This is a genomic window from Nocardiopsis suaedae, assembly GCF_027706745.1.
In the GTDB taxonomy this organism is placed as follows: Bacteria; Actinomycetota; Actinomycetes; order Streptosporangiales; family Streptosporangiaceae; genus Nocardiopsis_A; species Nocardiopsis_A suaedae.
Window position 1 is genome coordinate 1 of the sequence record NZ_JAQFWP010000097.1, and the last position, 20,145, is coordinate 20,145.

Sequence of the window (20,145 nt, forward strand, 5' to 3'; positions counted from 1 at the left end):
CATCGCGAGGAGGGCATCCGGCGGCCCGGCGGACGGCCGGGGTCCGTCAGCGGGGAACCAGCCGCCCCGCCCCCACCCGCACCGCGAGCAGCCCGCCGCCCGGCAAGCAGGCCCGGGGAACCACCCCGCTCACGCCGTCGCCGCCGAGTGCCCCGGCCACGTACGCGCCCGGCGGCCGACAACGTCGCAGGTCGGGTCGTCGGCCTTGTCTCGTCGCCGCCATCCACCCCGCACCGCAGTGGCCCGGCATCCGGCCGGAACCCGGGAGCGGGGGAATCACCCCTCCCCTCCTCCTCTAGGGGGAAGCGGCGCATCACTCCCCAGGGCGACGACGTGGTGGGGCCTACCGGGCATCAATGGAGGACGGGGGGTGCCGAACGACGGGCGCCAGGCTTACCGGGGCAGACATGGACGCTGGGACACGATGGGGTACGGCCGCTTGGGCGCGGCTGCGAGGCCGCCTGCTTCGGCTGGACTCCGCCACGCCCTCCGACCGGGAGCGGGCGCTCGACGGGCTGCGCGCCGTCGGGGTCGGCGGGATCGTGCTCGGCCACTGGCTCGTCACCGCCCTCGTGCTCTGGGGCGACGGTGGGCTGCGGATCTCCAGTCCGCTGCGGGACCTGCCGGAGCTCGCGCCGCTGAGCTGGGTGCTGCAGACGCTCGCCCTGTTCTTCCTGGTGGGCGGTTACGTGTCGGCCCTGGCGCTGCGCCGCGCCCGTGAGCGCGGGGAGTCCGACCGCTCCTGGCTGCAAGCCCGTGCCCGGCGGCTCGGCCGCCCCGTGGTGCTGGTCGCCGCCGTCTGGGGCGCGGCCGCCGTGCTCCTGGCGGCCGCCGGGGTCCCCGAAGCCACCGTGCGCAGCCTGGTGCTGCTGATCCTCCAGCCGCTGTGGTTCATCGGCGTCTACCTGGCCGCGACGCTGCTCACCCCGCTCGCCGTCGCCGCCGAGCGCCGTGTGGGCCCCTGGGCCGCGGCCGCCCTGGTCGTGCCCGTCGCCGCGACCGACCTGCTCCTCTACGGCCCGTGGGGCGCGCTCGTCCCCGCCTGGGCCGGGTTCGCGTCGGTGCTCCCCGCCTGGCTGGCCTCCTACCTCCTGGGCATCTCCTGGGCCGGCGGGCGCCTGCCCCGCCCCCTGGCGTGGGGCCTGGTGGCGGGCGGCGCCGCCGCGCTGGCCGTGCTGGTGCTCGCCCTCGGGTACCCGGCGAGCGCGGTGGGCCTGCCCGGGGCCGACCGCTCCAACCTGAACCCGCCGTCGCTGTTCGTCCCGGCCCTGGCCGCCGTCCAGACCGGTGCCGCCGTGCTGCTGCGCGGCCCGCTGGAACGGCTGCTGCACCGCCCCGCCGCCTGGGCGCCCGTGGCCGTGCTGAACCTCGGGGCGCTGACCGTCTTCTGCTGGCACCTGACGGCCGCGTCCCTGCCCGCGCTGGCCGCCGCGGCGGCCGGGGCGCCCGTCGCCGGGCTGACCTCGGCGCCCGACGACTGGGGGTGGGTGGCCGCACGGCTCGCCTGGCTGCCCGTGTTCGCGCTGGTCCTGGCCGTCCTGTGCGGGGCGTTCCGGCGCTTCGAGCGGCCATGGCGGGGCCCAGCGGCCTCGCTCCCCTTCCGGGCCGCCGTCGGGGCGGCCGCCGCCGCGTTCGCCCTGGCGGCGGTGTACCTGGCCTGACCGGTCAGCCGGAGAACGCCCGGACGAGCTCGGGCACCTCCCGGAGGTGGACCTTCAGCAGCTCCACGCTGCGTTCACCGTCGTTGGCGCTGAGCGCGGCGTGGAGCTCGCGGTGCTCGCGCTCGATGACGGGGAGGCGCTCGGGGGCCTCGGTGATGGTCCGCACCGCCAGGCGCACGTGCCGGGGCCGCATGGCGTCGTACATCTCGGCCAGCACGGCGTTCCCGTGGTGCCGGACGAGGGAGGCGTGGAAGGCCTGGTCGAGCTGGGCCATCTCGTTCCAGTTCCGCTCCCGGCCAGCGGCCTCCATCGCCTCGATGAGGCCGCCGAACCCGGCGGGGGCGCCGCGGCCCCGCTCGCAGATCCGGCGGGCGCAGTCGGACTCGATGACGAACCGCGCCTGGTAGATCTCCTGCATCTCGGTGGCGGTCACGACCCTGACCTGGGCACCGCGGCGGGGGACGAGCTCGACGTAGCGCTCGGCCTGCAGGCGGTGGAGGGCCTCGCGCACGGGCGTCCGGGAGGTCCCCACCTCCCGGGCCAGGGCGACCTCGTCGAGGAACTGCCCCTCGGAGTAGACGCCGGACAGGATGGCCGAGCCGATCCAGTCGTAGGCGCGGTCGCGCGCCGACGGCCTCGGTGTGCCGGTCCTGCCGTGGTCCCTGCCGCTCTTCCTTTGGTCTGACACGGGCTCAGCTTACCTTTACAGCTCCCGCATGCCACGTGTATACATGTCGTCCACAGCGCATATACCGATGGTGCCCGTCACATCCGCGCCCATCCGACACCGCACGACCAGGGGGGATACCCGCATGCACGAACCGGGGGAATCGCAGAGAACGACGCGACACGGGGTCTGGCTGTCCGAGCCGTCCGCCGCCGCCGTGGAGATGGCGCACCTCGCCGGGTACGGCACCGTCGTCCTCGACATCGAGCACGGGCTGTTCGACCTGGCCGCCCTCGACTGGCTCATCCCCTTCGCCCGCAGCACCGGCCTGGAGGTGGTCGCCAAGGTGCTCGGCCCCGAGCGCGGGCCGATCCAGCAGGCCCTGGACTTCGGCGCCGACGCCGTGGCCGTCCCGCACATCGCGTCCGCCGCGCACGCCCGCCGGGTCTGCGGCTACGCCAAGTTCCCGCCGCTCGGCGACCGCTCCTTCGCCGGGGGCCGCACCTCCGGCTACCGGGGGTTCACCGACGCCTGGGTGGCCGACCAGGACGCCGGCACCCGCTGCTACCCGATGATCGAGGACGCCTCGGCGCTGGAGGAGGTCGAGGAGATCCTCGCCCTGCCCGTGGTCGACGGCGTCTTCATCGGCCCCTCCGACCTGTCGCTGCGCCGCGGGCGCGGCGCCTACACCGTCGGCGGGGACGACCTGGCGGACCTGCGCGGGATCGCCCGCGCCGCGCGGGCCGCGGGCAAGCCGTGGATCCTGCCCGCCTGGAGCGAGGCGGAGAAGCGCCTGGCCGTGGAGGAGGGCGCCGGGACCATCGTCACCACCATGCAGTACGGGGCGCTGCTCTCCGGGTTCACCGGAGCGCTCGACGCCCTGCGGGAGATCGAGAACGAGCAGAGGAGCCGTCGATGAGCCTGACCGCCGCAGTCGTCCAGTTCGCGCCCGCCGAGGACAAGGCCGCGAACCTGGCGTCGATCGAGGCGCTGCTGCGCGAGGCCGCCGGCCGCGGCGCCCGCCTGGCCGTCCTCCCCGAGTACGCGGTCTTCACCGCGCCCGCCATGGACGACCGGTTCGTCGACAGCGCCGAGCCGCTCGACGGGCCGACCGTGGCCCGCCTGGCCGCCGTCGCCGCCGACCTCGGCCTGACCGTCATCGCCGGGGTGAACGAGGCGGCCGGGAACGGGCGCATCCACAACACCCTGGTGGGCCTCCAGGGCGGCCGGGTCGCCGCCGTCTACCGCAAGGTGCACCTCTACGACGCCTTCGGCTACCGCGAGTCCGACCGCGTCATCGCCGCCGACCCGGCCGAGCCGGACCTGCTCACCGTCGACGGCTTCACCGTGGGCATGCAGACCTGTTACGACCTGCGCTTCCCGGAGACCACGCGGGTCCTGGCCGACGCCGGGGCCGACGCCGTCGCGCTGCCCGCCGAGTGGGTCCCCGGCCCGCTCAAGGAGTACCACTGGAACACCCTCGTCCGGGCCCGGGCGATCGAGAACACCGTCTACGTGCTCGCGGCCGGGCAGAGCGCACCGGCCGGGTCGGGCAACAGCGCCGTCGTCGACCCGATGGGCATCGCCGTCGCCGCGCTCGGCGAGGCGCCGGGCATCGGCACGGCCGTCCTGGAGCGCGAGCGGATCGGCCACGTCCGCGCGGTCAACCCCGCCCTCTCCCTCCGGCGCTACCGCGTGGCACCCGCGGGAGGCTGACCATGAGGCCACGAGCGAACCGCCCCCGCGGCGGCGCCCGGCGGCTCACCGCGGCCGCCGCCACAGGGACCGCCCTGGCGGCGGCCGCGGTCGGACTGACCGCCTGCGGCACTCCGGACACCTACGTCCTGCACTACACGACCTACTCCAGCCCGACCTCCGACCAGTCGCGCGCGGCCCAGCGCTGGGCCGACGAGGTCGGGGAGCGGACGGGCGGAGGCGTCACCGTCCGGCTGCACTACTCCGAGAGCCTCGTCGGCGCCGACGAGTCGGTCCAGGCGACGCTGGACGGGCGCGCGGACGCCGCCCAGGTCGGGTCGATCTACGCGGCCTCGGACCTGTCCATGTTCACCGTCGTCGAGCTCCCGTTCGAGACCCGCAACCCCGAGGTGCAGATGAGGGCGATCGAGCGGCTGTACGAGGAGAACGCGACCTACCGCGAGGACTTCGACCGGCAGGGCGTGCGCCTGCTCTTCCCGCTCCCGCTCGGCGTCAACGCCATCGGCACCCGCGAGAAGGTCGACGGCCTGGAGGACCTGCGCGGGACGAGCATCCGCGCGGGCGGACTGACGTCGGAGGTCATGCTGGCGGCCGGGGCCAACCCGGTCGCGATGACGGCCACCGACATCTACGAGTCGATGACGCGCGGCGTCGTGGACGGCTACACCTCGCTGGCCCTGGCGAACCTGCCCACCTTCGGCCTGTCGGAGAACACGCCCCACATCACCGACCCCGGGATCGGGGCGTACTCGTCCTCGATCGTGGTCGTCAACGAGGACCTCTTCGACTCCATGCCCGGGGAGTACCAGGAGGCGATGCTCAGCGCCTCGGAGAACGGCATCGCCAACGGCCTGGAGGAGATGGGCGCGCTCGGGGACACCGCGTGCGAGGAGCTCACCGCCTCGGGGGCGGAGTTCACCTCCCTGCCCGAGGACGAGGTCTCCGCCTGGAAGGAGGAGGCCGGGGCGGCCGAGCAGTGGGTCGCCCGCTACGAGGAGCGCGGCTACGACGCGCGGTCCGTGCTCGACGACTACCGGCGGATCATCGAGGAGGAGTCCGCGGACTCCGACTACACCGCTCCGCTGGCCGAGTGCATGGAAGGGGCCGGGCGATGAGGCGGCCGCACCTCCCGCGGGCGGCCACGGCGGCCGCCACCGCGTTCGACATCACCGCCGGGATGCTGCTCCTGGCCCTCATGCTGCTCACCGTGGCCGACGTCGCCGGCCGCAACCTGCGGGGCCAGTCGGTCCTGGGGACCGTGGACATCTCCACGCTGCTCCTGGTGGCCATCGCCTACCTCGGCCTGGCCTCGGCGGAGATCAGCGGGCAGCACGTCTCGGTCGGACTCGTCGAGCTGCGGCTGGGACGGGGCGCCCGCACCGCCCTCTCCGCGCTCCGGCTGGTCCTCCTGGCCGCCCTGGGGGCGCTGCTCGTGTGGGGTCTGGGCGAGGTCCTGCTCTCCGCGGTCGACCGCGGGGAGACGACCAACGACATCCTCCGGCTCGCGACCTGGCCCGCCAAACTCGTGCTCTTGGCGTCCTTCCTGCTCTTCTTCGCGGCCGCGGTCGCCAAGGAGGCCCAGAAGCTGCGCACCCTGCGCTCCGGCGGGGACGCCGGGCCGGACGGGGAGGCCTCCGAGCGCCCCGGGGACGGGGGCCGCCGATGACCGCCGGAACGCTCATCGTCGTCATCGCCGTGCTCGCGCTCTTCCTGGCGCTGCTGGCGATCCGGCTGCACGTCGGCCTCGCGCTCATGACGGCCGGCCTGACCGGCACCGTCCTGCTGCGGGGCCCGCAGGCGGCGGTCAGCACGGTCGCCAACCAGCCGTTCTCCACGGCGGCCGACTACTCGCTGACGATCATCCCGCTGTTCATCCTCATGGGGGTGTTCGCCGTCCGGGCGCGGCTCGCGCAGGCGGGGTTCGACCTCGCCTCCCGGACACTGCGCCGCCTCCCGGGCGGGACGGCGCTCGCCTCACTGTCGGGCTCGGGCATGTTCGCGGCGGTCACCGGCTCCAGCGTGGCGACCGTGGCCACCATGGCGCGCGTGTCCACCGACGCGATCACCAAGGCCGGGCACGGCATCCGCCTGGCCGCGGGGACCGTGTGCGCCGGGGGCACGCTCGGCGTCCTCATCCCGCCGTCCATCGTGCTCGTCCTGTACGGCGTGGTCACCGAGGAGAGCATCGGGCACCTGCTCCTGGCGGGCATCGGCCCCGGTGTGCTGACCGTCCTGCTCTACGCGGCCACGATCGTGCTGACGGTGCTCGTCCACCGCCGCCGGAAGGCGCGGGCGGGCGTAGCGGACGCACAGGGGGGACCGGGGGCACCGGACGCGCCGGGGGCACCGGAGGAGCACGGCCCGGACACCGCCGGCGCCGGGGAACCGGCCGGCGCCGCATCCCCGGCCGCCCGCCCGGACATCACCGGGTTCGCATTCCTCGCGGTGATCTTCCTGGTGTCGGTGGGGACGATCTACCTCGGCCTGGCCACCGCCACCGAGGCCGCCTCCTTCGGGGCGCTGTCCGCGCTGGTCATCCTCCTCATCCGCACCCGCCCTCCGCGCTGGCTGCGCGCGGTCGGCGACTCGGTCGGCGAGGCCGTCGGTCTCACCGCCATGACGTTCCTGCTCATGGTCGGCGCGGGGGTGTTCACCTACTTCCTCGCCCTGTCCGGGGCGAGCACCGCGCTGGTCGACGCCGTGGTCGGCGCCGACCTGCCGCCCTACGCGGTGCTGGTGCTGTGCCTGCTGCTGTTGCTGCCGCTGGGCATGTTCCTCGACGGCATCTCGATGATCCTCGTCGCGGCGCCGCTGCTGCACCCGATCCTCGTCGGGTACGGCTTCGACGGCATCTGGCTGGGCGTGCTGATCGTGAAGGTCGCCGAGATGGCGCTGATCACGCCGCCCGTCGGGATGAACGCGTTCGTCTATTCGGGGTCGGTCCCCGAGGCCGGACTGGGCCGCATCTTCCGCGGAATCCTGCCGTTCATCGCCGCCGACGCCGTGGTCGTGGCCGCCCTCATCGCCTTCCCCGACATCGTCACCCTCATCCCGGACCTGTCGAGCGCGCAGTAGCCGTCCGCCCGCGCTCCCCGGCCCGCCCCCGATCCCGCCCACCGAAAGGAACGACCATGTTCAGCGTCAACGCCATGCCCCCGCAGATCGATGCGGGCATCGCCGCCGAACTCGGCGAAGCGTGCGTCTCGACCCTCGGCCACCTGCGCGACCACGGCTTCGCCCTCGGGCTGCAGCCGAACCGGCGCCCGCTGCGGTTCACCGGCACCGCCGTGACCGTCCGCATCCCCCACCTGGACTCCACCGCCGTCCACATGGCGGTCGACATGCTCCGTCCCGGCGACGTCCTCGTCGTCGACCAGTCCGGCGACCACGCCCGCTCCTGCTTCGGCGGCCTGGTCTCCTTCACGGCCAAGGCGCGCGGCGCCGTGGGCGCGGTCATCGACGGGTCGGTCAACGACCACGACGAGACCCTCGCCTACGGGTTCCCGGTGCTCTCCCGCGGCTACAGCCCGCTGACCACCCGCATCTCCGGCATCGAGGGCGCGATCAACGTGCCGGTCACGGTCGGGGGCGCGGTCGTGCACCCGGGGGACGTGGTGTTCGCCGACTCCGACGGGGCCGCGTTCCTCAGGCCCGAGGAGGCGGTGGGCCTCGGAGCCCTCCTGACGTCCAAGGAGGAGGCCGAGATCCCGGCCCGGGAGTCGATCGCCGCCGGCGGCTCCATCGCGGAGTTCTCCGGCGCCGCGAAGCACCGCCCCTGAAGTCGGGGCTGCAGCACGGCGGGGCCCATCACCCGGGGGGTGGGCCCCGCCGTCCGCATCCGTCCCGGTTCGCGGCGGGACGCTCACTATGTCCGGGCGCTGCGGGGTAGTACCCCAGCAGCGACCGGCCACCGTTGGAGCCCCCATGATCGAGTTGCCGAAGCGCGTCCACGAGCATGCCCTGCGGCTCACCTCCCGGAGCCTCCCGGCATGCGTCCACGACCTCCCCTCCATGGCCGAGCGCGCCCGGCTGCTGCGCGCCTGCCTCCCTCCAGAGTTCGACCTGTACCTGCCGCTGCCCGACCCTCCGCCCGGCGCGGCCGCCGCCCTGGCGCCGCACGCCGCGGGATTCCTCGTCGACACGGTCCCCGCGCTGCGCACCGTGCTGCGGGAGTACCCGGGGGTGCGGGCCGTGCTGGCCGGGACCGGGAAGACGCCGAACGAGCTGGAGGCCGTCGTCTCCGACGCCGCCCGCGGCGAGGCGGTGGTGCTCGCCGACAGCCCGGGCGAGCTGCGCCTGCTGGAGCACTGCGCGCGCCGCGCCGGGCACCCGGTCGGCGTGCTCCTGGCGGCCGATCCATCCACCGGCGACGACCCCGACCGCCCGGCCGGAGACGCCACGGGCGTCGCGGGCGCCCTGGGCGCCCCGTGGGCCGGGATGGACTCGGCGGCGCTGGTGGAGTGCGCGGGGCTGCTCGGCCCCGACCCCGCCGTCCGGGTCCTGGGGTTCGCCGCCGCCCCTGCGGCGCCCCGCGCCCAGGGCCTCGCACCGCTGGAGACCCTGCGCGCGTGGGGGTCGCTGCTCGGCATCGCCCGGCCCGAGTACGCCTTCGCCCTCTCCTCGGAGCCCGCGGGGCCCACCGCCCCGGTTCCGCAGGGGGCACCGGGCCCAGCGGGGGAACGGATCGCGATCCTGGCGCCGCCGCCCGGGGAGGCGTGGTCCGGCTGGTTCCTGACGCCGGTCCTGGACGTGAAACACCGCTGCGGCACCGCCTACGCGGTGGTGGACGGCGGCCGCGCCCCGGAGTCCCCCGTCTTCGCGGTCGTGTCCAGGGACGACGCCTGGCCCCACCCCTGGGGGCGGCCGGAGCTGGCGGACGAGCCGGTGACCGTGGTCTTCCGCGGCCCCGGCCCCGCCCCGGCGCCGTTCCCCCCGGTCCCCGTGGACCGCCTGCGCCCGGGCGACCTCGTGGCCTTCCCCGCCGCCCCGCCGCACCCGGCGTCCCGCTCCGCCGGCCCGCAGGTGCACTGCCTGGGCGATCCCTGAACGCTCGCCCCGTCCCCAGACCGCGGTGGTCTCTCGTTTCCAGGGCAACGTGTGGAGATGCGCTGACCGTTTGAGGTGGAATGCGGCCAGACCCGGGGCACCAGCCAGGTGCCCCGGCGAACATGTGGCGCCAGGGCGCGTTCCTGGCCGCCATCGCCCGGCTCCGGCACCCGGCCCGTGGTCGCACCCATCACGCGACCCGGCCCCGGTTTCAAGGGCGTTCTCCCCGAGATCGACGACGAGGCTCTGCCCGTCGACGGTCAGCCCTCCCCGGACTCCGGGACGCGGTTCAGCAGGTCGGCCAGGCCGTCGGCGTCCAGCAGGTCGGCCGGGCGGACGGTCGCACCGGCCCGCACGTAGTGGAAGGCCGCGCCGACCTCCTCCAGCGGGACGCCCGCCAGCTCCGCCCACGCCACCCGGTAGGCCGCGAGCTGGACCGCCACCGCCGCGCGTTCCCGGCCGCTCTCCGGCGGCCGCCCCGTCTTCCAGTCGACCACGTCGTAGCGGCCGGAGTCCTCGTGGTGGAAGACCGCGTCCATCCGCCCCCGAACCAGGCGGTCGCCGATGACCGTCTCGAACGGCACCTCCACGTCCAGGGGCACCCGGCCGCCCCACTCGCTCTCCTCGAAGCGGCGCCGCAGCTCCTCCAGGTCCTCGTCGTCCCCGGCGGTCTCGTCGGCCGCGCCCGGCAGCTCGTCCGGCCCCAGCAGGCTCTGCTGCCCGTGCCGCTGCTCCAGCCAGGCGTGGAAGGCCGTCCCGCGGCGGGTGTGCGGCGCCGGGGGGCGCGGCATGGGGCGGCGGATCCGCCGCGCCAGCGCCTCCGGGTCGCGCGCCAGGACCACCAGCGACGACACCGACAGGTGCGCGGGCAGCTCCACGTCCACCGGTCCCCCGCCGCCGGTGTCGGCCGCGCGGTGCGCCAGCAGCAGCTCGGTGTCGCGCTCCCAGCCGTCCAGGCGCTTGCGCGCCCGCGCCGACAGCGGCGACCGCTCCAGCGCCTCCGCCCACGCGTCGCCCTCCACGGCGGCCCGCTCGACCAGCGCCGCCCCTTCCGCCAGGTCGCGGTGGCGCCGCGCCGGGGCCCCGGTGAGCTCCTCGGGCGGCAGGGGCCACTCGACCGGCTCCTCCCCCGACGTCTGCGGGTTCTCCTCCCCGTCGTCCGGCGGCGGCGCCCACGCGGCCACCCGCCCGGCCCCGGCCTCGCAGGCCTCCCGGACCTCCTCCAGGAACGGCGACGGCCCGCGTTTGGAGGCGCTGTCCCGGCCCCACCAGTGGCCGGTGCACAGCAGCGCGAACGACGCCCGGGTCACCGCGACGTAGGCGAGCCGCCGCTCCTCCAGCAGGTGGCGCTCTTTCTCCGCCTCCTTGAACGCCTTCACCGACGCCTTGTCCACGTCGTCCAGGCGCGGAAGCCCGGCCGCGTCGCCCCGCAGCGGGTAGGGGAGCCGGTGGGCGTGGCGCACCCACCCCCCGGACTCGCGGGGGCTGGTGGGGAAGACCGACGAGCGGCCCCCTTCGCCCGCCAGGCCGGGCACCGCCACCAGCGGCCACTGCAGGCCCTTGGCGGCGTGCACGGTCATCAGCTTGACGGTGTCGCCGGCGCCGACCCGCTCCCCCGGCTGCAGCCCCCGCTCGGCCCCCTCGGCCGACCGCAGGTAGGTGAGGAACGCCGCCAGCGTGGGGTCGTCGGTGTTGCCCGCGAACCGCACCGCCGCGTCCATGAACGCGTCGAGGTCCGCGCGGGCGGACATCGGGTCGCGCCCCGGCCGCGCCGCCACCTCGATGTCCAGCCCGAGCACCCGCTCGACCTCGGCGATCAGGTCCGGCAGCGGCTGCCCGGCGAGCTTGCGCAGCCCGCGCAGCTCGGAGGCGAGCATGGCCAGGCGCTCGTACCCGGCCTCGGAGTAGCGCTCGGCGGACCCCAGGTCGTCGAGGGCGTCCACCAGGCTGCCGCTCTCGGCGGTCAGGTCCAGCACGGTGTCCCGCAGCAGGTTCTCCCCGAGGGCCGCACCGTCGGCCGCCCCTTCGGCACCCGAGCCGCCGTCCGGGCCGTCCCCGGTGCCCCCGTCCGCGCCGGGCGGCCGCGCGGCCTCCCCCCTCAGGTCCCTGCGGGCCTCCCGGACCAGTTCGGCGGCCCTCTCCCCCAGCGCGACCAGGTCGCGCGGCCCCAGGCGCAGACGCGGCCCGGTGAGCAGCCGCGCCAGCTCGTTCCCGGCCGAGGGGTCGTGCACCACCCGCAGGGCGGCGATGACGTCGCGCACCTCGGGGACGCTCATCAGACCGCCCAGGCCGACGATCTCCACCGGGATGCCGCGCGCCTCCAGGGCCTCGCGCACCGAGGTGAACTGGGAGCGCTTGCGGCACAGCACCGCGACCCCGCCCGGTGTCAGCCCGGAGCCGCCCTCCCCCTGCGGCCAGGGGCGGCCGTCCGGGGCCGTCCCGTCCGCGCCCTCCTGCAGCGCCGCCTCGACCATCTGCGCGATCCAGGCGGACTCCTCGGTCTCGGTCGGCAGAAGGGCGCAGGTCACCGCCCCGCGCCCGCGCCGCGCCGGGCCCGGGTGCAGCACCGGGACCTGGGCCCCGTCACCCCGCAGCGGCTCCGACATCCGGGTGGCGACCGACAGGATGCGCTCACCGTTGCGGAAGCTGGTGGCGAGCGCGCGCACCGGCGCCGGGCGGCCCGGCCCCTCCGGGAAGTCGGTGGGAAAGCTCCTCAGGCTGCCCGCGCTGGCGCCCCGCCACCCGTAGATGGACTGGCAGGGGTCGCCCACCGCGGTGACCGGGTGGCCGCCGCCGAACAGCGCCCGCAGCAGCATGAGCTGGGCGTGGCTGGTGTCCTGGTACTCGTCCAGCAGCACCACCCGGTAGCGGCTGCGCTCGGCCATGCCGACCTCGGGGTGGCGCTCGGCGATGCGGGCGGCCAGCGCCACCTGGTCGCCGAAGTCCATCGCCTCCAGCCCCTGCTTGGCCGCGGTGTACCGCTCCACCAGCGGGAGCAGCTGCTCGCGGGCGGCCTGCGCGTCCTCCAGCGCCCCGGTGGTGTCCTTGGTGCGCTCGCGGGCCGGCAGCGCGGCCGCCCGCTCGCGGATCCACCGCCCCACCCCGCGCACGTCGTCGGGGGTGCGCAGGTGGTCGGCGAGGTCCCCGGCCAGGGCGAGCACCCGGTCGGTGACGGTGGCCGGGGCGACGTTCACCGCGTCCATCGGCCCGTCGTAGGCGGCCACGGCCTGGGCGGCCAGCTGCCAGCTCTGCCCGACGCTCAGCAGCCGGGTGGAGGGCTCGACCGCCTCCCGCAGCGCGTGGTCGGCGACCAGTCGGGCGGCGTAGGCGTTGTAGGTGGCCACCTCCGGCTCCCCGTCGAGCACCTCGGCCGGGACCTGGTCGACGGCGCGCAGCTGGTCCAGCCGCTTGCGCACCCGCTCGGCCAGCTCGGACACGGCCTTGCGGGTGAAGGTCAGGCCGAGCACCTGCTCGGGGCGGACGTGGCCGTTGGCGACCAGCCAGACGACCCGCCCGGCCATGGTCTCGCTCTTGCCGGACCCGGCACCGGCCACCACCACCGACGGGCCCAGCGGGGAGGAGATCACCTGGGCCTGCTCGGCGGTGGGCTCGGGCTGCCCGAGCAGCCGGGCGATCTCCGCCGGGGTCAGGATCCGCCGGGGCCGCGCGGGGGCCCCGGTCTCCTCCGCCTCCTGCGCGTCCGTCTCCCACGCGCCGCTCATCGCCGACTCCTCTCCCCCGCCGCGGCCTCCGATGCCGTCGGTGCCTCCGGTGCGGTCTGCGCCGCCGACCCCGCCGTCCGGCCCGGCGGCCCTCCGGCGCGCACCCCGCTCACAGCCGCTTCCCCTCGTCGTGCGCCGGGCAGCTCGACTTGACCGGGCACGCGTCGCACCGGTCGTTGCGGGTCGCCGCGAACCGCGCCCCCGCCATCCCCTCGGCGGTGTCGCGCACCAGGTCCTCGGCCCACCCGGGGTCGCCGTCCTCGCCCAGGGCGCCCTGCTCCTGCTCGCGGGCCCGGTTGGTGAGCCCTCCCTTGCCGACGTGCACCAGCGACGCCCCGCCCGGCTCGGCCAGGCCCAGCCGAGCGAACGCCCCCTTGAGCACCGCGAGCTGGTACACGCCGAGCTGCGGCAGCCGCGCGATCTCGTCCTTGTGCGGCGCCGAGGACCCGGTCTTGATGTCCACCACGAACCCGCGCCCCTGCTCGTCGCGCTCCAGGCGGTCCACCCGCCCGGTGATCTCCACTCCGCCCACGTCGACGGTGAACCCCTCCTCGGTGACGACCAGCTCCCGGGGGTCGGCCCGGTGCCAGGCGATGAGCCGCTCCACCATGCCGTCGGCCGCCTCGCGCTGCTTGCCCGCGTACCACCGGCCGCCGAAGTCCAGCTCCGACCAGACCTCGTCCATCCGCCGGTCGATCTCCTCCTTGGGCGTGCCCTGGGCCACCAGCACCGCCACCGCGTGCACGATGCTGCCCAGCGCCGAAGCCGTCTCGGCCGCCGAGGCGCCCGCGCCCTTCTCCAGCAGCCAGCGCAGCCGGCAGGTGCCGAACAGCTCCACCTGGGACGGGGAGACCCGGATGCCCTCGCCGTCCTCGGCCAGCGGCCGCTCGTCCGACCAGGGGGTGAGCCCGTGCCACTCGGACGGCGCCGCCCCGCGCACGCCCTCGCGCGCCAGCCGGGCCAGGTGCACGGCGGCCGCGCGGCGCAGCGCCTCGGGGCGCTCGGGGTCGGTGACCACCGACCGCAGGTCCGCCACCAGGGCCGGGAGCGACAGCCACCGGCGGCCGGTGCCGACCCGCTCGGGCTCGCCCACGCCCAGCTCGCCGAGGAACCGGGAGGGGCGCTCCTCGGTGTCCTCGCCCCCCACGGCGGTGACGACCAGGCGGGACCGGGCGCGGGTGGCCGCCACGTAGAACAACCGCCGCTCCTCGTCCAGCAGCTTGGAGGCGACGGCGGCGCCCGCCGCCGTGCCCCCGTCGGGGCCGCCGTGCCCGGAGACCGCGTCCACCAGCGCCTCCACCCCCAGCAGCGACCCGCGCAGCCGCAGGTCGGGCCACTCGCCCTCCTGCACGCCGGCGACCACGACCAGGTCCCACTCCAGCCCTTTGGAGCGGTGCGCGGTCAGGATGCGCACCGCCTCGCCCTCGGGCGCCCGCTCGGCGAGGGTGTCACCGGGGATCTCCTGGGCCTCCAGGTCCTCCAGGAACCCGTCCGGGGTGCCGGGCGGCAGCCGGTCGCAGTACCGGGCGGCGTTCTCGAACAGCGCCACCACCGCGTCCAGGTCCCGGTCGGCGGCGGCGCCGCGGGACCCCCCGGCCTGGCTGGCGCGCAGCAGCCGGTCGCCGAGCCCGGCGGCGCTCCACACCTCCCACAGCACGTCCTCGGCGCTGCCGCCGGAGGCGGCGGTGTCGGCGACCGTGCGCAGCAGCGAGGCCACCTTGCGGGCGGGCGCCGCCACCGCCGGGTCGACCAGGGTGAGCTCGCGCGGGTCCCGCAGCGCATCGGCGACCAGCGCCGCCGAGGGGCGCGGCACGGGGGCGGGGCCGCCCTCGGCCGCCCCGGCCGCGACCCGGTCCAGCTCCAGGCGGCGCAGCGCCCGGCCCAGGCGCCGCAGCCGGACCGTGTCGGCGTCGCCGAAGGCCGAGATGAGCAGCTCGTGGGCGGCGTCGGCGTCCAGGGTGTCGGGGTGCAGGCCGCAGCGCACGAGCAGCAGCAGCGGCCGCACCAGCGGTTCGGCGGCCAGCGGCAGCTCGTCGCCGCCGACGGCCACCGGCACCCCGGCGGCCATCAGCGCCCGGCGCAGCACCGGCACCTGGCGGGAGGCCGAGCGCACCAGCACCGCCATCCGGGACCAGTCCAGCCCCTCCACCAGGCGGGCGCGGCGCAGCAGGTCGGCGATGACCGCCGCCTCCTGGGCGGGGCTGTCGGCCACCATGGCGCGCACCTCCCCCTCGGAGGCGCCGCCGAGGGGGTCCAGCTCGCGGTGGGCGTTGACCGGCCCGCCGCCGGGCGCGGGCGCCGCGGGCAGCCGCCGGGCCACCCCCCGGCTCGCGCGCAGCAGCGCGGTGCCGCTGCGGCGGCAGGTGGTCAGCGCGACGACCGGCGCGGGCGCGCCGTCGGCGCCGGGGAAGCGCTGCGGGAACTCCAGGATGCCGCGCACGTCGGCCCCCCGGAAGCCGTAGATGGACTGGTCGGGGTCGCCGACCGCGACCAGGTCGCGCCCGTCCCCGGCCAGGGAGCGCAGCAGCTCCTCCTGGGCGGGGTCGGTGTCCTGGTACTCGTCGACGAAGACCGCCTCGCGGCTGGCCCGCTCGCGCGCCAGCACCTCGGGGTCGCTCAGCAGGTTGGCGGCGACGCGCACCAGCTCGGCGTAGTTGAAGGTGGGCACCGGGGCCACGTCGAAGCGGCCGGTGTAGCGGTCCATGAAGTCCCCGGCGGCGACCCAGTCGTCGCGCTCGTAGGCACGGCCGAGCCGGTCCAGGTCTGCGGGGCCCAGCCCGCGCTCCTGGGCGCGCATGAGGAAGTCGCGCAGCTCCTCGGCGAACCCGCGGGTGCCCAGCGCGGGGCGGAGCCGCTCGGGCCACATGTGCGCGCCGTCGGCGGCCTCCCCGGCCAGGATCTCCCGCATCTCCATGAGCTGTTCGGGGCCGGACAGCAGGCGCGGCGCATGGTCGTCCATACGCTGGAACTCCCGGCGGATGAGCGCGTAGGCGTAGCTGTGGAAGGTCAGGGCCAGCGGCTCGCGGGTGGTGCGGCGCAGCCGCGCGGTGATGCGGTGGCGCAGCTCCTCGGCGGCCTTGCGGCTGAAGGTCAGCACGAGCACCGCCGACGGGTCGGTGCCGCGGTTCTCGATGCGGTCGACCACGGCCTCGACGATGGTGGTGGTCTTTCCTGTGCCGGGTCCGGCGAGCACCAGCAGCGGCCCGCCCTTGTGCGCGACGACGCGCCGCTGGTTCTCGTCCAGCACCGGCGGCGGCGCCTCGGTGTGCGCGCGCCGCACGAGACGGTACGGGGACGGGTTCACCCGACCCAGTTCACCACATGCTCACCCGCATCGGGGAACAAGGACTCGAACATCCGTACCCATTTTTACGGGAAATGACTCACACCGCCTCGGCGGGGTCGGGCCCCTCCCAGCGCGCGGCGGGCATGTCGACGCGGCCCGACGGGCGCAGGGGCGTGCCCTCGGCCGCGTAGTGGGAGCGCGCGCGGACCTCCAGGCCGGGCGCGGGCGTCCCATCGGCGCGGATCACCCTCCACCAGGGGACGCCTCCGCCCCACGCCGCCATGACCGTCCCGACCTGCCGGGGGCCGCCCTCCCCGAGGAGTTCGGCGATGTCCCCGTAGGACATGACCATCCCGGACGGGATCCGCTCGACGATGTCGAGCACCCGCTCGGCGTACTCGGTCGGATGGCTGTCGGGTCGGGGCATGCCCCGACCCTACTGAGCCGCTGGGCCCTCGGTGACCGCCCGGCGGCCGCCACGGCCCGCCTGGCCCGCCCGGTCCGACCGCGTGCGCGGGTCAGTGGGGCACGGGGCCGTGCCGGTGCGTCATGCCCGCGGTCTGGAGGCTCCCGACGACCCCCGCGGCCATCGCGACCACCCCGAGGATCCAGGAGGTCCACGCGGCCGCCGGATTGGCGGTGAACGCCATCAGCCACGGCAGGACGAAGACCAGCGCCCCCAGCGCGAAGATGAAGGCCTCGCTCGCCATCAGCCCGGGACGGGTGATGGCCATCGTCGCCGCGAGGACGATGAGCAGCCCCAGGATGAACATCGCCGCCCGCGGCGGACCGATCATCGCGTCCCAGATCCAGCTCACCGACAGCAGCACACCCGTCGCGACGGCGACCCAGTCCGCCGCGCGCCCCTTGTTCTCCATGGCCGCACCTCCTTCGCCGCCGATCCTCCGGGTCGGCGCTTGGTAGATACCCATGAGCGGCACGGATCACAACAGATCCGCAGCGGGGGACCCTGGACACGCGAAGGCCCGGCCCGCCGAATGGGCGGGCCGGGCCTTCGCGGGTCGGCGGGTCAGTAGCTCGGCAGGCTCGGGTCGACCTGCTTCACCCAGGCCAGCACGCCGCCGCCCACGTGGACGGCGTCGGAGAACCCGGCGCCCTTGAGCGCGGCGAGCGCCTCGGCCGAGCGGGCGCCCGACTTGCAGTGCAGGACGACCTTCTTGTCCTGCGGCAGCTTGGCGAACGCCTCCCCGTTCAGGAACTCGCCCTTGGGGATCAGGACCGAGCCCGGGATGCTGACGATCTCGTACTCGTTCTTCTCCCGGACGTCGACCAGCTGGAAGTCGTCGCCGTCGTCCATCATCCGCTTGAGCTCGGCGGCGGTGATGGTGGAGCCGGCGGCGGCCTCCTGGGCCTCGTCCGAGACGGTGCCGCAGAACTCCTCGTAGTCGATCAGCTCGGTGATCGTGGGGTTCTTGCCGCACAGCGGGCACTCGGGGTCCTTGCGGACCTTCACCGAGCGGTAGTTCATCTCCAGGGCGTCGTAGATCATCAGGCGGCCGACCAGCGGGTCGCCGAACCCGGCGAGCACCTTGATGGCCTCGTTCACCTGGATGGAGCCGATCGAGGCACAGAGCACGCCGAGCACGCCGCCCTCGGCGCAGGAGGGCACCATGCCGGGCGGCGGCGGCTCCGGGTACAGGCAGCGGTAGCAGGGGCCGTGCTCGGCCCAGAACACCGAGGCCTGCCCGTCGAACCGGTAGATCGACCCCCACACGTACGGCTTGCCGAGCAGCACGCACGCGTCGTTCACCAGGTACCGGGTGGCGAAGTTGTCGGTGCCGTCGACGACGAGGTCGTAGGGCTCGAAGATGCGGAAGGCGTTGTCGGAGTCGAGCCGCTCCTCGTGCAGGACCACCTCGACGTTGGGGTTCACCTCGCGGATGGAGTCGCGCGCGGACACCGCCTTGGGGCGGTCCACGTCGCTCTGCCCGTGGATGACCTGGCGCTGCAGGTTGGACTCGTCGACCACGTCGAAGTCGATGATGCCGAGCGTGCCCACACCGGCGGCGGCCAGGTAGAGCAGGGCGGGCGACCCGAGGCCGCCGGCGCCCACGACCAGCACCTTGGCGTTCTTCAGGCGCTTCTGGCCGTCCATGCCCACGTCGGGGATGATCAGATGGCGAGAGTAGCGGCGCACCTCGTCGACGGTCAGCTCGTCGGCTGGTTCGACCAGCGGCGGCAGCGACACAGCGGCTCCTCAACAGTTCTCGTCGGCGCCACGCCGCCCGCGGTCCCTCCGGAGGGGGCCGGGGCCGGCCGGAGGTTCGGATCGGGCACGTGACGAGCTTGCTCTTATACCCAACCTACGGGGTGGGGTTTTTGATTCCCCGTCCGGGGACCCGGCTCGGACGGCGGACGCCGACGGCGCCCCCGGTCCGGGTCGGGCGAGGTCAGGCGGGGCGGGTGCGGGCCGCGTCGGCCCCGGAGAGGAAGGGGCGCAGTTCCCGGGCGACCGCCTCGGGGCGCTCCATCATCGCCACGTGCCCGGTCTCGTTCATCAGCACGAGCCGGTTGCGCGGGAAGACCCGGGCGGCGCGGCGGGCGATCCGCGGGTCGATGAACCGGTCGGCGACGGCGTAGACCAGCAGGCTGGGCATCCGCAGCCCGGCGGCCTGCCGCCACAGCGAGCGCGGGCCCCGCCGCAGGTACTCGGCCACCAGCCCGCGCAGGCTCTCCAGGACCGACTCCACCGCGTGCCCGCACCGCTCCCGCTCCCGCTCGGCCTCCAGCGCCTCCATGACCCGCTGCGCGGGGACCGAGGCGGGGTCGTAGTAGGTGGCGTCCAGCATGTCCTGGACGCGGACCTCGGCCGGGCGGCTCTGGATGCGCGTGTAGACGGCGGGGCCGATCACCGGGAACAGGGCGCCGGCCATCTGGTAGGGCACCAGCCGGGGCCGCAGGTCGGGCATGGCGGGCGAGATCAGGGTGAGGGTGCGCACGAGTTCCGGGTGCTCGGCGGCGAGGCGGACCGCCACGGAGCCGCCCAGGGAGTTGCCGACCAGGTGCACGGGGTGGGCCCCGGAGCGGATGACCTCGGCGGCCGCGGCGGCGTGCGCGTCGACCGAGTAGTCGCCGTCGTCCGGGGGCGGGGACAGGCCGAACCCGGGCAGGTCGGGGGCCTCGCCGTGGTGGCCGTCGGCGAGCGCGCCCATCAGGTCGGTCCAGTCGGTGGACGAGCCGCCGAGCCCGTGCAGGTAGACGACGCGGCTGCCGCCGTTCCCGCCGGCGCGGACGTGCAGCCGCCGCCCGCCGACGGCGCGCAGCTCACCCGGCCACGGGTCGATGGGGTCGATCACGGACACCCCCTCACGGGTCCACGGTTCTCGTTGTGCAGAAACTCTACGGACTCCGGCGGCCGCGGGTGCGCGGGTCCGGGGATGCGCGCCCGTCCGGACGGGTAGGGATCCGGTGGCGGGCGAGGGCCCGCCCGCCCCGTCCGCCGCCGACCGGCCGCCGACCGGCAGGAGGCCGCGCGCGTACGGTGGAGGGAAGGCTTCGCGACGATCCAGGGGGAACTCGTGACAGCTCAGTGGCAGCAGGAGAACGGGCGGAACGCCCAGGACGCCGTTGACCGCGACGCCGGGTTCGAGGAGGACGAGGACTTCGAGACGTCCGAGGCCGACCGGGCCGAACAGCGCACGGACGCGGCCGAGGGCGCCGAGGAGGAGACCTGGTCGGCCGATCGGCCGCTGGGGGTGTCCGACGACGTCCCGGAGGGCGATGCCGTGGAGCAGCACCTCGAGGTCGGCCTGGACGACGACGAGTACCGCGAGTAGCCGCGGGAGAGGGAAGGGTCCGTTTCCGGTAGGTGCGCCTGCTTCGGTGGGCCGGTTTCCCGTGCGGACGGCGCACTCGGTGGCGGGCGGCGCCGGAGTTCCAGGGGTGGGCGGCGCCGGGCCTTCGTTGACGGCCACCACTGGAGAGAAGCCGCTGCGCGAAGGGCGTTTCCTTGAGGGTGGTGGTGGGCGACGCTGGAGAGAAGCCGCTGCGCGAAGCGCTTTCCGGTGAGGGTGGTGGTGGGCGACG

General features: G+C 75.4%; 16 protein-coding genes. 9 read left to right on the forward strand and 7 right to left on the reverse strand.

All coding sequences use genetic code 11. The annotated features are described in order from the left end of the window. Window positions 1-407 precede the first annotated feature (407 nt). Window positions 408-1,661 carry an acyltransferase family protein gene (locus O4U47_RS29435; RefSeq protein ID WP_270681253.1) on the forward strand — a complete coding sequence of 418 codons (1,254 nt, stop codon included), beginning with the start codon at window positions 408-410 and terminating at the stop codon, window positions 1,659-1,661. Between the two features lie 4 nt (window positions 1,662-1,665). Here the strand turns inward: O4U47_RS29435 and O4U47_RS29440 are convergent, their stop codons facing one another. Continuing rightward, on the reverse strand, window positions 1,666-2,349 hold the full coding sequence (locus O4U47_RS29440) for a GntR family transcriptional regulator (RefSeq protein WP_270681254.1): 684 nt from the start codon (window positions 2,347-2,349) through the stop codon (window positions 1,666-1,668). 124 nt (window positions 2,350-2,473) lie between these two features. Here O4U47_RS29440 and O4U47_RS29445 point away from each other — a divergent pair, with 124 nt between their 5' ends. The 7 genes from O4U47_RS29445 (at window position 2,474) to O4U47_RS29475 (ending at window position 9,090) form a co-directional block, all read left to right on the forward strand. Further along, window positions 2,474-3,247, forward strand: coding sequence for an HpcH/HpaI aldolase family protein (locus tag O4U47_RS29445; RefSeq protein ID WP_270681255.1), 774 nt, complete (start codon window positions 2,474-2,476; stop codon window positions 3,245-3,247). Further along, window positions 3,244-4,044 (forward strand): carbon-nitrogen hydrolase family protein, encoded by an 801-nt coding sequence (locus tag O4U47_RS29450; protein ID WP_270681256.1) that lies wholly within the window; start codon window positions 3,244-3,246, stop codon window positions 4,042-4,044. The genes O4U47_RS29445 and O4U47_RS29450 overlap by 4 nt, the downstream gene beginning before the upstream one ends. Before the next feature lie 2 nt (window positions 4,045-4,046). Beyond that, window positions 4,047-5,159, forward strand: a complete 1,113-nt coding sequence (locus O4U47_RS29455) for a C4-dicarboxylate TRAP transporter substrate-binding protein (RefSeq protein ID WP_270681257.1) — start codon at window positions 4,047-4,049, stop codon at window positions 5,157-5,159. Beyond that, window positions 5,156-5,710 carry a TRAP transporter small permease subunit gene (locus O4U47_RS29460; RefSeq protein WP_270681258.1) on the forward strand — a complete coding sequence of 185 codons (555 nt, stop codon included), beginning with the start codon at window positions 5,156-5,158 and terminating at the stop codon, window positions 5,708-5,710. Before O4U47_RS29455 ends, O4U47_RS29460 begins: the two co-directional genes overlap by 4 nt. Next, a complete protein-coding gene (locus tag O4U47_RS29465; protein ID WP_270681259.1) occupies window positions 5,707-7,119 on the forward strand; it encodes a TRAP transporter large permease in 1,413 nt (470 codons plus the stop codon). The genes O4U47_RS29460 and O4U47_RS29465 overlap by 4 nt, the downstream gene beginning before the upstream one ends. A 56-nt stretch (window positions 7,120-7,175) precedes the next feature. Beyond that, window positions 7,176-7,823, forward strand: a complete 648-nt coding sequence (locus O4U47_RS29470) for an RraA family protein (RefSeq protein WP_270681260.1) — start codon at window positions 7,176-7,178, stop codon at window positions 7,821-7,823. Between the two features lie 145 nt (window positions 7,824-7,968). Then, window positions 7,969-9,090, forward strand: a complete 1,122-nt coding sequence (locus O4U47_RS29475) for a type III PLP-dependent enzyme domain-containing protein (RefSeq protein ID WP_270681261.1) — start codon at window positions 7,969-7,971, stop codon at window positions 9,088-9,090. A 260-nt stretch (window positions 9,091-9,350) separates the two neighbouring features. On the opposite strand, the gene O4U47_RS29480 is transcribed toward O4U47_RS29475, so the two are convergent. From O4U47_RS29480 to O4U47_RS29505, 6 genes are all read right to left on the reverse strand, one after another. Further along, complete coding sequence (locus O4U47_RS29480) at window positions 9,351-12,812, reverse strand: ATP-dependent helicase (RefSeq protein ID WP_270681262.1); 3,462 nt, start codon at window positions 12,810-12,812, stop codon at window positions 9,351-9,353. Window positions 12,813-12,921: 109 nt separating this feature from the next. After that, window positions 12,922-16,092, reverse strand: a complete 3,171-nt coding sequence (locus O4U47_RS29485) for an ATP-dependent helicase (protein ID WP_270681268.1) — start codon at window positions 16,090-16,092, stop codon at window positions 12,922-12,924. A gap of 103 nt (window positions 16,093-16,195) precedes the next feature. Further along, window positions 16,196-16,525, reverse strand: coding sequence for an MGMT family protein (locus tag O4U47_RS29490; RefSeq protein ID WP_270681263.1), 330 nt, complete (start codon window positions 16,523-16,525; stop codon window positions 16,196-16,198). Between the two features lie 91 nt (window positions 16,526-16,616). Beyond that, entirely contained in the window at window positions 16,617-16,976 is a 360-nt protein-coding gene (locus O4U47_RS29495; RefSeq protein WP_270681264.1) for an SPW repeat domain-containing protein, read from the reverse strand. Window positions 16,977-17,128: 152 nt separating this feature from the next. Next, window positions 17,129-18,307: an adenylyltransferase/sulfurtransferase MoeZ gene (gene moeZ, locus O4U47_RS29500; protein WP_270681265.1), complete on the reverse strand. Its 1,179-nt coding sequence runs from the start codon at window positions 18,305-18,307 to the stop codon at window positions 17,129-17,131. A 202-nt stretch (window positions 18,308-18,509) separates the two neighbouring features. Then, window positions 18,510-19,415, reverse strand: a complete 906-nt coding sequence (locus O4U47_RS29505; RefSeq protein WP_270681266.1) for an alpha/beta fold hydrolase — start codon at window positions 19,413-19,415, stop codon at window positions 18,510-18,512. A 222-nt stretch (window positions 19,416-19,637) separates the two neighbouring features. Between O4U47_RS29505 and O4U47_RS29510 the strand changes: the two genes are divergently transcribed. Continuing rightward, window positions 19,638-19,895, forward strand: coding sequence for a hypothetical protein (locus O4U47_RS29510; protein WP_270681267.1), 258 nt, complete (start codon window positions 19,638-19,640; stop codon window positions 19,893-19,895). Window positions 19,896-20,145: the final 250 nt, after the last annotated feature.